The organism is Micromonospora sp. WMMD1082 (assembly GCF_029626175.1).
In the GTDB taxonomy this organism is placed as follows: Bacteria; Actinomycetota; Actinomycetes; order Mycobacteriales; family Micromonosporaceae; genus Micromonospora.
Map to the genome: position 1 here is coordinate 1,165,058 of NZ_JARUBM010000002.1, position 12,546 is coordinate 1,177,603.

10 protein-coding genes are annotated in these 12,546 nt (G+C 72.8%); 4 read left to right on the forward strand and 6 right to left on the reverse strand.

The features are described 5' to 3' along the window. Window positions 1-730: 730 nt before the first annotated feature. The gene (locus O7615_RS05555; protein ID WP_278176215.1) at window positions 731-1,459 is read left to right on the forward strand and encodes a DUF998 domain-containing protein; all 729 of its coding nucleotides are present in this window, start codon (window positions 731-733) and stop codon (window positions 1,457-1,459) included. Here the strand turns inward: O7615_RS05555 and O7615_RS05560 are convergent. Then, window positions 1,393-2,799: an NAD(P)H-quinone dehydrogenase gene (locus O7615_RS05560; protein ID WP_278176217.1), complete on the reverse strand. Its 1,407-nt coding sequence runs from the start codon at window positions 2,797-2,799 to the stop codon at window positions 1,393-1,395. The genes O7615_RS05555 and O7615_RS05560 overlap by 67 nt on opposite strands. A gap of 103 nt (window positions 2,800-2,902) precedes the next feature. Here O7615_RS05560 and O7615_RS05565 point away from each other — a divergent pair, with 103 nt between their 5' ends. Continuing rightward, window positions 2,903-3,358 (forward strand): gamma-glutamylcyclotransferase, encoded by a 456-nt coding sequence (locus tag O7615_RS05565; protein WP_278176218.1) that lies wholly within the window; start codon window positions 2,903-2,905, stop codon window positions 3,356-3,358. A gap of 91 nt (window positions 3,359-3,449) precedes the next feature. Here the strand turns inward: O7615_RS05565 and O7615_RS05570 are convergent, their stop codons facing one another. From O7615_RS05570 to O7615_RS05580, 3 genes are all read right to left on the reverse strand, one after another. Continuing rightward, complete coding sequence (locus O7615_RS05570) at window positions 3,450-4,190, reverse strand: hypothetical protein (RefSeq protein WP_278176220.1); 741 nt, start codon at window positions 4,188-4,190, stop codon at window positions 3,450-3,452. Window positions 4,191-4,276: 86 nt separating this feature from the next. Next, a complete protein-coding gene (locus tag O7615_RS05575; RefSeq protein ID WP_278176221.1) occupies window positions 4,277-5,212 on the reverse strand; it encodes a hypothetical protein in 936 nt (311 codons plus the stop codon). 4 nt (window positions 5,213-5,216) lie between these two features. Continuing rightward, on the reverse strand, window positions 5,217-5,849 hold the full coding sequence (locus O7615_RS05580) for an MBL fold metallo-hydrolase (protein WP_278176223.1): 633 nt from the start codon (window positions 5,847-5,849) through the stop codon (window positions 5,217-5,219). A 120-nt stretch (window positions 5,850-5,969) separates the two neighbouring features. Between O7615_RS05580 and O7615_RS05585 the strand changes: the two genes are divergently transcribed. Continuing rightward, window positions 5,970-6,959 carry a DUF4349 domain-containing protein gene (locus O7615_RS05585; protein WP_278181981.1) on the forward strand — a complete coding sequence of 330 codons (990 nt, stop codon included), beginning with the start codon at window positions 5,970-5,972 and terminating at the stop codon, window positions 6,957-6,959. Here the strand turns inward: O7615_RS05585 and O7615_RS05590 are convergent. Together O7615_RS05590 and O7615_RS05595 are read right to left on the reverse strand one after the other, a co-directional pair. After that, window positions 6,916-8,175 (reverse strand): amidohydrolase, encoded by a 1,260-nt coding sequence (locus tag O7615_RS05590; RefSeq protein ID WP_278176225.1) that lies wholly within the window; start codon window positions 8,173-8,175, stop codon window positions 6,916-6,918. The genes O7615_RS05585 and O7615_RS05590 overlap by 44 nt on opposite strands. Before the next feature lie 500 nt (window positions 8,176-8,675). Continuing rightward, a complete protein-coding gene (locus O7615_RS05595) occupies window positions 8,676-10,259 on the reverse strand; it encodes a methylmalonyl-CoA mutase family protein (protein ID WP_278176227.1) in 1,584 nt (527 codons plus the stop codon). 217 nt (window positions 10,260-10,476) lie between these two features. Between O7615_RS05595 and O7615_RS05600 the strand changes: the two genes are divergently transcribed. Next, window positions 10,477-12,510: a protein kinase gene (locus O7615_RS05600; RefSeq protein ID WP_278176229.1), complete on the forward strand. Its 2,034-nt coding sequence runs from the start codon at window positions 10,477-10,479 to the stop codon at window positions 12,508-12,510. Window positions 12,511-12,546 lie beyond the last annotated feature (36 nt).

Genomic DNA, 12,546 nt, shown 5'->3' on the forward strand with positions numbered 1-12,546 from the left:
GCTCCTTGGTGGTACGCCCCGGCGCGACCCCTCACCCACGACGCACGAGGCCCCGGGCGGATCGCCCGGGGCCTCGGTTGACGGAAGGTGTCAGTGCGGCACGCCAGGCTTCCCCGGCGTCGTCGTCACCCTCGCACTGCACACCCCACCGACCCTACCCCCGCCCCCCATGCCCCACACCCCGGTTATCCCACCCGCGATCTTGCACTTATCGTCGGGACATAGACCAACAAAAGCCGCATCCAACCGACCATAAGTCCATGATCGGCGAGGAGAAGGGTGGGGAGGGAGTTTGGGGTGGGCCGCTGGCACGGGACCTGCCAGCGGCCCGGTGGCGGCCCCGGCGTCAAGCGACGGTGACCCGACGCTCGGCGGGCCGCGCGTCGACTACGGTACGCGCCACGGGAGGATCACGCGAACATCGGCGCCGCAGCCGTCTTCGATGTGCGCCCGTTCGGGCAGCCACTGCCGACTGCGGCTGCCCGTGGAGGCAAGGTGTCGCTGGTCACGGTCGGCCGGAGTCGGGCATGGTGACGCCGGACACGCCGTCAGGCTCGGCACGTTCCGTTCGCCGCGCGGATGGGCCGCATGGCCGCAGAGGTGCCGGCCGACTGATCACGACCGGGCCCCGGCGAGCCGGATGATCGACGACCGGTAGGGGTGGTCCCGGGGTCGGATTTCGGTGCTCGTCCCGGATCCGTTCGGGGGCCCACCGACGGCAGGCTTAGGTATGCCTGTAACCCGGAACAGCGGCGTACTGGCCCTCGGCGGAATCGTCCTCGCGGCGCTGCTCGCCGTCGTCGGTCACGCCGGCGTCAACGACCTGGATCCGGTCAGCCTGACCGTCAGCGACTATGCCGTCTCCGACTCCGGCGGGGCCATCCACGTGGCCATGCTGCTGCTCGCCGTCGCCTCCGCCGTGCTCATCCCGGCCCTGAGCCGGCTCGGCCACCCGGCCTCCGACGTGCCCACACGCACGGCCAACCCGGCCGGCACGGCGGACCCGGCCGCCGGTAGCGTCCGCCGTGGTCGGGCAGCCGAGTGGCTGCTGGCCGCCTGGGCGGGCGGGCTGCTGCTGTCGGGGCTGGTGCCGACCAATCCGCCCGGCACCGAGATGGGCACCGCCGCCTACGTGCACCGGTACGCCTCGGTGGTCGCCTTCCTGGCGCTGCCGGTCGCCGGCTGGCTGCTCGCCGCCCGGCTGCCCACCGGTGCCCGCGCCGGCCGATGGCTGCGTGTCCTGACCGTGGCGAGCCTGCTGCTGGCCGCCGCCATGGTCTGGTCCGCCTACCCCGGCGACCGCGCCCTCTACGGCCTGATCGAGCGCGTCCTCATCCTCGCCGAGGTCGCCCTGCTGACCCTGCTGGCCGTGACCCTCCACCTGCGGCGGGATCACTCCAACTCGTGGAGCATCAGCTGGCGGGCGGCCTCGGTGACCGAGCCGGAGAGACTCGGGTAGATGGTGATGGTCTGGGCCAGCTCGTTGACGGTGAGGTTGTTCTCCACCGCCATGGTGATCGGCAGGATCAGCTCACTGGCCTTCGGCGCGACCACCACACCACCGATCACCTGACCGCTCGCCGGCCGGCAGAACAGCTTGACGAAGCCGTCCGCCACCTCGTCCATCTTGGCCCGGGCGTTGCCGGCCAGCGGCAGCATCACCTGCCGGGCCGGCACCCGGCCGGCGTCCACCTCGTCCTGCGAGACACCGACGGTGGCCAGCTCCGGATCGGTGAAGACGTTGGCCGAGACGGTACGCAGCCGCAGCGGCCGGACCGCCTCACCGAGCGCGTGCCACATGGCGATGCGCCCCTGCATGGCGGCGACGCTGGCCAGCGGAAGCACGCCGGTGCAGTCGCCGGCCGCGTAGAGGCCGGGCACGTTGGTCCGGGAGACCCGGTCCACCGTCACGTATCCGCCCCGGGCCAGCGCGACGCCGTACTCGGCCAGGCCCAGCTCGGCGGTGTTGGGGATCGAGCCGACCGCGATCAGCGCGTGCGAGCCGTACACCGTGCGGCCGTCGGAAAGCTCGACCTCGACGCCGCCGCCGGTGCGGCGGACGCCCTCGGCGCGGGAGTTGTTCAGGATGCTCATGCCCCGGGTCCGGAAGACCCGCTCGATCGCCTGCGCGGCGTCGGCGTCCTCGTGCGGCATGACCCGGTCCCGGCTGGAGACCAGGGTCACCTCAACCCCCATCGCGAGGTACGCGCTGGCGAACTCCGCGCCCGTCACGCCGGAGCCGACCACGATCAGGTGCTCCGGCAGTTCGGGCAGGTCGTACACCTGCCGCCAGGTCAGGATGCGCTCGCCGTCAGGCACGGCGGTGGGCAGCTGGCGGGGGGTGGCGCCGGTGGCGACCAGCACCGTCGCGGCGTCGATCGCGTACGCGGCCTCCTCGCCGTCGGGCGTGACGATTACGCGGTGGGTGTGACCGAGCGTGTCCTCGCCCAGCCGGGCCCGCCCGGCCACGAAGGTGACCCCGGCCTTGAGCAGCTTGGCGTGGATGTCGGCGGACTGCGCCAGGGCGAGCCGCTTGACCCGCTCGTGCAGCGCCTGGGCGTCCACGGTGACCGCCTCCAGGCCGTCGGAGTGCACCCCGAACACCTCGGTGTCGCGGTATCCGGTCACCACCTCGGAGCTGGCGATGAACGTCTTCGACGGTACGCAGTCGGACAGTACGCAGGCACCCCCGGCGCCGTCGGCCTCCACGACGGTGACGTCGGCGTCCAGTTGGGCGGCGACCAGCGCCGCCTCATAGCCGGCCGGTCCTCCGCCGATGATCACGATCCGGCTCGCCACGACTCCCCCTCGTCCATGCTCACGGTGACTTTCTTCTCCCCGACGCGTCCGACACGCACCGTCGTATTCTCCCCCGCGCGTCGCGCGGGCTATCGTCATCGCCGTGCGTCATTACGCCGCCTACGGCTCGAACCTGGACCCCGCTCGGATGCGCGCCTACTGCCCGCACTCCCCGATGGTGGGCATCGGCTGGCTGGAGGGCTGGCGGCTCACCTTCGCCGGCGACGACGTCATCGGCTGGGAGGGGGCGGTCAGCACGGTGGTCGAGTCGCCCGGCGACCGGGTCTTCGTGGCGCTCTACGACATCCACCCGTACGACGCGGCGCAGCTGGACGAGATCGAGGGCGTCACCTCCGGCACGTACCGGAAGCTGACCGTCCGCATCTCGACGCTGGACGGCGACGTGACGGCCTGGCTCTACGTCTTCGACGGCTACGAGGGCGGCCTGCCCACCTCGTGGTACCTGTCGGAGATCGCCAACGCCGCCGAGAAGGCGGGCGCGCCGGACGACTACGTCATCGAACTGCGGTCCCGCCCCACCGGCACCGCGTCGGCGTAGCACGTCTCCCACCGCCCCAGTCTGCTACCGGGCGCCGGGGCACCGGGCGCCGACCCCGAACCTCGGGGGCTCCGTCACAGGACGGGCCGGTTCACCGGCCCTGTGCGTGCGCCTGCGCCGCGGTCAGCAGCTCGACCAGTTCGGCACCGTCGGCCGGGCCGAGCGCCGTGAAGGCGGGCGCGGCGAGCCGGTTGGTCACCGCCTCGGCCCACAGCCGCCGTCGCACCAGCGGTCCGACCGGCGGGTACGGCGGCGACCACCCGCAGGCCATCGCGCCGCTCTCTCCCTCCGGGCCGGCCAGCACCGCCTCCAGCGGCGTCATCCCGGCGGCCCGTACGGCGACCAGGTGAGCGCCGGTGAAGTGTTCCCGCAGCAGGCGCAGGCCGGCGGCGGCCCGGGCACCCGAGGTCCCGGCCTCCGACGGCATGGCCCGCCACGCCGCGAACAGCGGCATTCCGCTGGCGTCGGCCGCCGCGACGGCCCGCTCCACCAGCACCGCGAGCCGGTCGACGCGGGGCAGGTCGGCCAGGATGTCCTCGCCCCAACGGCAGCACTCGGCCAGGCTGGCGGCGGCCACCTCGGAGGGGCGTACCGTGCGGGCGGCGGCGTCCCAGCCGTCGGCCACGGCATCGGGGGCGACGAAGCCGAGCGCGGCCGCCACCGTCTCCGCCCGCACGTCACCCAGCGCGCCGGCCCGCCCGGTGATGTAGAAGGCCCAGCCGGAGATGCCGAGCAGCCGTGCCCGGCGCAGCGTGATGGGGCACCGGGTGTACGCCTCCCCGAGTGCGAGCACCGCCGGCTTGCTGGCCGCCGCGACCTGCTCCGGTGTCATCCCTGCCCACCCGGAGGCCGGTCCGGGCAGGAGCCACCCGACGGTCTGTCCGCGAAGGATCCGCCCGAAGGTCCGTCCATGAAGGATCAGTCTGCCGGTCCGCCGTCCGCGTCGGCATCCCCCTCCTCGGCGTCCAACGCCTCCATCGCGGCCTCTACCTCACCGGTTCGGCGCCGGGCGGTGCTGGCGGCCCGTTCGGCGGCCCGGCGGGCCAGCCGGGACCGGCTCAGCTCCTGCTCGGCGACGGCCCGGCGGCGCTCCAGCTCGGCCAGTTCCGTCTCGACGGCGTCCAGTGCGGCCGCACCGTCGTGTTCGGCCGTCACCGCGCCGGCCAGGTCCTCCGCGGCCCGCTCCTGGTCGGTACGCGCCCGGGCCAGTTCCTTCTCCAACGCCGTGCGGCGGCGGGCCCGCTCGGCGCGGGCGGCCCGCTGTGCCTGTTCGGCGCGGAGCGCCCCCCGGTCCGGTGCGCGTTGGCGGGCCGGCGCGGCGGGCGGCGGCTCCTCCCCGCCGGTCACCAGGCGCAGCTGCGGCCGGGGCACCTCGCCGAACCCGGCGTAGTGGGCCGGCCGCAGCAGCCGCCCGGAGCGCACCTGCTCGGCCACCTCGGTGTCGGAGAGTGCGGCGTTGAGGGTCGCCTCCACCTCGGCCAGCGGCAACTTCCCGGTCGACGGGGCCCCCTCCACGTCGGCGGCGAGCCGGCGTATCTCGGCGACGAGCGCGCCGACCACGGCCCGCCGCTGCGCGGACAGCTCCCGCAGTCGCGGGCCACGCAACTGGCGCTGGGCCTCCCGCAGGGCACCGGCCAGCTCCGCCAGTTCGGCGACCAACTCCGGTCGTTCGAGGGCGAGCAGGTTGACCAGCCAGGCGGCCACCGTGGGCCGGCGCAGCCGGGCGATCTCCCGGGCGGCGCGCGGGTCACCGTCGTGGCGCGCCTGCGCGGCGGCGGCGTCCCGGGCGGCGACGAACCGGTCGGGCGGCGTGCGGTACAGCTGCGCCACGAGGTCGGGTGGGGGGTCGGGCATCGGCTCAGCCGTCGATCCGGCTGCCCGGATCCAGCCGCTGGTACTCGCGGCCCGACAGCGCCGTGTACTGCCGGTCCAGCACCGCGTAGCCGTTGCCGTTGAGCAGGGCGTCGTGCAGCGCGAAGACCCGGCGCGGTGCCACCGCCCGGATGAAGTCGACCACCTCGGAGAACTTCGACCAGGGCGCGTGTATGGGGGCGAACAGCGTGTCGACCTGCACGTCGTCCGGCACGAACAGGGCGTCACCCGGGTGGTAGACGACGTCGTTGACGAGGTAGCCGAGGTTGTCGAGCACGGGGATGTCGGGGTGGATCACCGCGTGCCGGCCGCCGTAGGCGCGTACCGGGACGCCGGCGGCGGTGAACGACTCGCCGGGAGTGACCGGGCGCAGCGCCTCGGCGGCATCGCCGAGTGGGCCGGCCAGCGACGCCGGGCCGTGGATGACGAACGGGCGCCGCTCCAGCTGCCGCGTGACCGCCTCGACGTCGAGGTGGTCCGGGTGCTCATGGGTGATCAGCACCGCGTCGGCCCCGTCCAGCGCCACCGCCGGCTCGCTGAACATCCCGGGGTCGATGACCAGCACTCCCCCGTCGTGCTCGGCGCGCAGGCACGAGTGGGCGTACTTGGTGAGCCGCATCGTGATGCCTCCCATATCGAATCGTGACGTCCTCAGCGCAGTCTGCCGGAACCCGTGCGGTGGCGCGTGCCGTCCGAGCTATCGCCCGCTCGGGCCAGAGGAAGGGGAACGGGGATGAGGATGGACAGCGGCCGCCGGCACGGGACCAGGGTGGTGGCGGCGTTGGTGGCGCTGCTGGTGCTCGCCGGCTGCGGAAGCGGCAGCGACGGCGGGGACGACGCGACGGTCAGCGACGCGGCCGCGCCCGCGCCGGCCCGGGAGAGGGCCGCGGGTGCGCCGGACGAGGCCCAGGCCGGCGTGGGCGCGCCAGGCGAGGCCCAGGGCAACGCCGGCACGGCGGTGGACACCCGGGTCGACCAGCGGGCCATCATCTACACCGGATCGATCCGGGTGCAGGTGGACGATGTGGACGCCGCCGCGCGGGACGCCGCCGCCACGGCCACCCGGGCCGGCGGCTTCGTCGGCGGGGACCAACGCCGCAGCTCCGACGCCGACGCGGTGGCGGAGTTGCAGCTGCGGGTGCCGGCGGAGCGGTTCTACGCGGTGGTGGAGGAGTTGGCCGGCCTCGGCCGCCAGGAGCGCCGGGAGATCGCCACGCAGGACGTCACCGAGGAGACCATCGACCTCGACGCCCGGATCACCAGCCAGCGGGCCCGGGTGGAGAGCGCCCGGCGGCTGCTCGCCCGGGCCACCTCGATCAGTGACCTGGTGAGCCTGGAGAACGAGCTGGCCCGCCGGGAGGCGGACCTCGCCTCGCTGGAGGCGAAGAAGCAGCGGCTGGGCGACCTCACCGCACTCTCCACGATCACCGTCACCCTGGTCGGTCCGGACGTCACGCCCGTGGAGGAGGAGAACCGGATGGGCTTCCTGGCCGGGCTCAGCGGCGGCTGGAAGGTCTTCCTGGCCTCGATGGTCGTCCTGCTCACCGTGCTCGGGGCGATCCTGCCGTGGCTGCTGGTGTTCGGCGTACCGGTGGCGGCCCTGTGGTGGTGGAGCCGCCGACGCCGCCGGACCGACCCGGTGCCGGCCCTCGTCGCGCCGGTGGGCACGCCACCGCCGCCGGGTGTCAGCGCACCGCCGCCAGTGCCTGGAGCGCGGTCTGCACCATGAGCCGTACGCCCGCCGGGATGGCGCGTTCGTCCACGTCGAACGACGCCCGGTGCAGGTCCACGTTCGGCCCGGAGCGGCCGACCCCGAGCCGAGCGAGGGCACCGGGGACGTACTCCAGATACCAGGAGAAGTCCTCGCCGCCCATGCTCTGCGGGGTCTCCGCGATGCCCTCCGGGCCGAGCGCGGCGGTGGTGGCCGCGTTCAGCACCCCGATGGCGCGCGCGTCGTTGCAGACCGGTGGGCGCCCGCGCAGGTACTCCAGGTCGACGGTGGCCCCGGTCGGCGCGATGACGTCACGCACCACCTGCGAAACGATCTTCGGTGCCAGCTCCCAGGCGTCGCGGTCCATCACCCGCAGCGTGCCGGAGGCGGACGCCTCGGACGGGATGACGTTGTACCGGGTGCCCGCCGAGGCGTGACCGAAGACCAGCAGCAGCCCACTGTTCGCCGGCACCCGGCGGCTGACCAGGGCGGGAACCTCGGTGATCAGCCGGCCGAGCGCGTCGACCAGGTCGACGGTCAGGTGCGGGCGGGCGGTATGGCCGCCCGGCCCGGTGAGCCGGACGGTGACGTTGTCGGCGGCGGCGGTGATCGGCCCGACCCGCAGGCCCACCTGACCGACGGGCAGGCTGGGATCGCAGTGCAGCGCGAAGATCTGCGTCACGTCGTCGAGGCCGCCGGCCTCGATCACCTCCAGCGAGCCGCAGGGCAGGATCTCCTCGGCGGGCTGGAAGATCAGGCGGACCCGGCCGGGCAGCTCACCCAGGTCGGCCAGCTGCGCGAGCAGCATGCCGACGCCCAGCATGATCGTGGTGTGCACGTCGTGACCGCAGGCGTGACAGACCCCGTCCACGGTGGAGCGGTACGGCACGTCCTTGACGTCGGTCAGCGGCAGCGCGTCGATGTCGGCGCGCAACGCGATCACCGGCCCGTCCGGGCGACCGTCGATGTCGCAGATGACGCCGTTTCCCTTGGGCAGCAGTCGCGGCTGGAGCCCGGCCAGGGACAACTCCCGGGCGACCAGGGCGGCGGTCTCGAACTCCGCGCCGGACAGCTCCGGATGCGAGTGGATGTGACGGCGCGTGGCGATCAGGCCCGGTACCCGGAGGGCGAGCAGGTGGTCCAGCTCGAAGGGCAGCGGTCGGGCCCCGGCCGGCACCTCCGGCCAGGACGGCGCCAGCTGGTGGCCGCTCGGCATCGTCAACGCACTCGTCACGTCAAATTCTCGATCACTAGAAATGGATGGATCATCGGGAACAGCAGACAGCGTAGACCCCCGACGGTGACTCTGCGCAACCTCGTTCCGGTGATGGTCGGACCGCGCAGCGTCACGTATGCCCTGCTGAGAGCGCCCGTAGGTGAGCGGGACAGCAGGTAGATCGCGGTCGAACGCCGTCATCCACTCCTCACCTCCTACAACGCGTAATCGTGCCCCCAGGGCGATAATCTCGTCGAAAGCCGAAGCCATCGTTCCGAATTGTCGCATTAGTCACGCCGATGAACTGACGGTACGACAATTACCCGACCACTCCGGGCGACGGACACCCGTGGACGTTCACACGTTCGGACATCACGCGACCGCACACCCTGTGCGTCGCGTGATCACCCTGCACCTCGCGTGATCACTCGCGTGATCACCGGAAGCGGAGTACCCGGGTACGGCCCCCTCGACACGCTGCGCGACCGGTCGGCCCGCGACGGGCGAGGTCGACCGGGTCAGAACCGGTCGGTGGGTTGGTAGCGGCCCCAGACCTCGCGCAGCGCGCCGCACACCTCGCCGACGGTGGCGCGCTCGCGCAGCGCCGACTTCATCGGGTAGAGCACGTTGCCGGTGCCCGACGCGGCCGTACGCAGCTCGACAAGGGCCCGCTCCACGGCCGCGCCGTCGCGCTCGGCCCGCAGCTTGGCCAGCCGGTCGGCCTGCGCCTCCTCGATCGTCGGGTCGACCCGCAGCGGCTCGTACGGCTCCTCGGCGTCGATGGCGAACCGGTTGAGCCCGACCACCACCCGCTCACCCGAGTCGATCTCCTGCGCGATCCGGTACGCGGACTGCTCGATCTCCCGCTTCTGGAAGCCGGCCTCGATCGCGTCCACCGCCGAGCCGTGCTCGAAGACCCGGGACATCAGCGCGTCCGCGGCCGCCTCGATCTCGGCGGTCATCGCCTCCACCACGTACGATCCGGCGAAGGGGTCCACCGTCGCGGTGAGATCCGTCTCGTACGCCAGCACCTGCTGGGTCCGCAGCGCCAGCCGGGCCGCCTTCTCGGTGGGCAGCGCGATCGCCTCGTCGAAGCTGTTGGTGTGCAGCGACTGGGTGCCGCCGAGCACCGCGCCGAGCCCCTGCACGGCCACCCGGACCAGGTTCACCTCGGGCTGCTGGGCGGTCAGCTGCACGCCCGCGGTCTGGGTGTGGAAGCGCAGCATCATCGACTTCGGGTTCTTCGCCCCGAACTCGTCGCGCATCAGCCGGGCCCAGATCCGCCGGGCCGCCCGGAACTTCGCCACCTCCTCCAACAGGGTGGTACGCGCGACGAAGAAGAACGACAGTCGGGGGGCGAAGTCGTCGACGGCCAGCCCGGCGGCGATCGCGGCCCGGACGTACTCCACGCCGTTGGCCAGCGTGAAGGCGATCTCCTGCACGGGCGAGGCACCGGCCTCGGCCATGTGGTAGCCGGAGATGGAGATGGTGTTCCACTTCGGCACCTCCGCCCGGCAGTAGCCGAACGTGTCGGCGACCAGCCGCAGCGAGGGCTTCGGCGGGAAGATGTACGTCCCCCGGGCGATGTACTCCTTGAGGATGTCGTTCTGGATGGTGCCGTTGAGCGCCGCGCCCGGCACCCCGTTCTCCTCGGCGACGAGTTGGTAGAGCAGGAGCAGCACCGAGCCGGGTGCGTTGATCGTCATCGAGGTGGAGACCTTGTCCAGCGGGATGCCGTCGAAGAGCAGCCGCATGTCCTCGATCGAGTCGATGGCCACGCCGACCTTGCCCACCTCGCCGTGCGCGATCGGGTCGTCGGAGTCGTAGCCCATCTGGGTGGGCAGGTCAAAGGCGACCGACAGACCCATCGTGCCGGCCCGCAACAACTGCTGGTAACGCGCGTTGGACTCGGTGGCGGTGCCGAAGCCGGCGTACTGGCGCATGGTCCAGGGGCGGGAGGTGTACATGGTGGGATAGACCCCACGGGTGTACGGAAAGTCACCCGGCGCGCCCAGCCGGGCGTCCAGGTCGCCGGGAAGGTCGGCCGCCGTGTAGACACCCCTGATCGGGAAACCGGACTCGCTTGACCGCCGTTCGCTCATCACCGGATGGTAGGACCCCGGTGCGGATGCCGGGTGACGGGTGCCGGTAAGGGGTGCCGCACACCGTGTCGCCCCACGGCGACCAAAGGTGAGCGCCCGCACACGTACCGTCGAGTATGGGAAACGTCCGCCGCGCCGGCTTTCGCATCGGGCGTCTGAACCAGCAAGATAGGGGGGTTGTGTCCCAGCCCTCTCGACTTCCCCCGGTGGCTTTTCTGTGACTCAGATCCCGACGTGGAGCGGCGGACCAGTCAGCATCCCCACCAACGGACGCGCGACGCCCGGCACCGTCATCGGTGACCGGTACTCGCTGCGTTCCGCGGTGGGCAACGGTGGCATGGGTACGGTCTGGCGGGCCACAGACACACTTCTGCGCCGCGACGTGGCCGTCAAGGAGGTCATCCTCCCGCCCGGCCTGGCCCCGAGCGACCGCGACGCCATGTATGAACGCACCCTGCGCGAGGCCCGCGCCGCCGCCGCCATCGCCCACCCGGCGGTGGTCCAGGTGTACGACGTGGTCACCGAGGCCGGCCGGCCGTGGATCGTGATGGAGCTGCTCGACGCCCGCAGCCTCGCCGACATGGTGATCGAGGACGGGCCGATCGCCCAACGGGTCGTCGCCAAGATCGGGATCGCGCTGCTCGGCGCGCTTGAGGTGGCGCACGCGATCGGTGTGCTGCACCGCGACGTCAAGCCCGCCAACGTGCTGATCTGCTCGGACGGGCGCTGCGTGCTGACCGACTTCGGCGTGGCCCGGATGCCCACCGACGTGCAGCTCACCACCCCGGGCATGGTGCTGGGTTCACCGCACTTCATCTCGCCCGAGCGGGCCATGGGGCAGGAGTTCGGCCCGCCCAGCGACCTGTTCTCCCTCGGCGTGACGCTCTACACCGCCGTGGAGGGTCGGCCCCCCTTCGACCGGGGCGACCCGATCGAGACCATGCACGCCGTGGTCGAGGATCCGCCGGCCCCGCCGCAGCGCAGCGGCCCGCTCACCCGGGTGCTGATGGGCCTGCTGGAGAAGGACCCGGCCCGCCGGATGGACGTGCACACCGCGCGCGCCCTGCTGCGCGAACTGCTGGCCGGCCCGCTGAGCAGCGCCGCCGCCGGGGTCAACTCGATGACCGACCAATACTCGGTAATGCAGATGCCGCAGCCCGCACCGGTCAGCGCGCCGGTCGCACCGGCGAGCCCCGCGCCGTCCGGGCAGATCGGCGGCCGGGCGATGCTCGGCCCCGGCGAGTCGCTGACCGACCGCCTCGCCGCGCTGCGCCGGGGTGAGCGCCCCGGTCAGGCCACCGCCGCCCGCACCGGCGCCATGGACGAGACCAGCGCCGACATGCTGGCCCGGCCCGGGCACCCGGGGGCCGCGATGTCCCCGCCCGGGGGTCGCACCTACGGCGGTGGGGCCGAGGCGACCCAGCGCATCGGTGCGGACGCCACCCAGCACATCGGGGTGGACGCGACGCAGCGCGTCGGTCCTGCGGCGTTCGGCTACGGCCAGCCGGACGCGACCCAGCAGCTCGGCGGCTACGGCGGCAACCAGTGGCCGGCCGCGCCCAGCCAGCCGTACGGCGCACCGCCACCCGACGGCGGCGGCAGCCCGGTCGATCGGGCGAAGGCCGCCGGCACCCGCCTGGTCGACACCGTGAAGGGGTGGCCACGCAAGATGCAGCTGGCCGCGGCCGGCGGCCTCGCGGTGCTCCTGCTGATCGGCATCGTGGCGTTCTCCGGCGGCGACGACGAGCCGCCCGCCGCCCCGGTCGCCGAGCCGTCCAACTCGGCGGACGAGGGCCCCGGCATCGAGATGCAGGAGCACTCGGCACGGGGGGTACGGGTGCTGGTGCCCAAGGGCTGGAAGCGGGCCGCACCCGCCGGCGGCGTCTACATCGACTACACCGACCCGGAGGACAGCGGCCGTCGGGTGCGCATCCTCAACGAGAAGTGGAGCGGCACCTCGGCCCGCTGGGCGCAGACCGCGGAGAACAACCTGAGGACCCGGTCGGCCTCCTGCGCGAAGCCGTACACCCAAGTCTCCATGACCGAGAAGGAGCTGGCCGGCAAGGCGTCGGCCGAGTTCGAGTACACCTGCGGCGAGGGCGACACGATGCGGCACGGCGTGTGGCACGGGGTGGCCAGCGACGGGCGGCTCTACTCGTTCTACCTCACCTCGAACGACTCCCGCTTCGAGGAGAGCAAGCCGATCTACGACGAGATGCTGAAGTCGTTCCAGCTCACCGCCGCCGGCTGAGCCGGGGGCGCGCCCGTGGTGATCCGCCGCCGTGCT

Bases quoted from the DNA above. Each gene is read 5' to 3' on its own strand.
- O7615_RS05575 (WP_278176221.1), bottom strand. From the start codon at position 5,212: ATGCCCGACCCCCCACCCGACCTCGTGGCGCAGCTGTACCGCACGCCG.
- O7615_RS05555 (WP_278176215.1), top strand. From the start codon at position 731: ATGCCTGTAACCCGGAACAGCGGCGTACTGGCCCTCGGCGGAATCGTC.
- O7615_RS05585 (WP_278181981.1), top strand. From the start codon at position 5,970: ATGGACAGCGGCCGCCGGCACGGGACCAGGGTGGTGGCGGCGTTGGTG.
- O7615_RS05570 (WP_278176220.1), bottom strand. From the start codon at position 4,190: ATGACACCGGAGCAGGTCGCGGCGGCCAGCAAGCCGGCGGTGCTCGCA.
- O7615_RS05595 (WP_278176227.1), bottom strand. From the start codon at position 10,259: ATGAGCGAACGGCGGTCAAGCGAGTCCGGTTTCCCGATCAGGGGTGTC.
- O7615_RS05580 (WP_278176223.1), bottom strand. From the start codon at position 5,849: ATGCGGCTCACCAAGTACGCCCACTCGTGCCTGCGCGCCGAGCACGAC.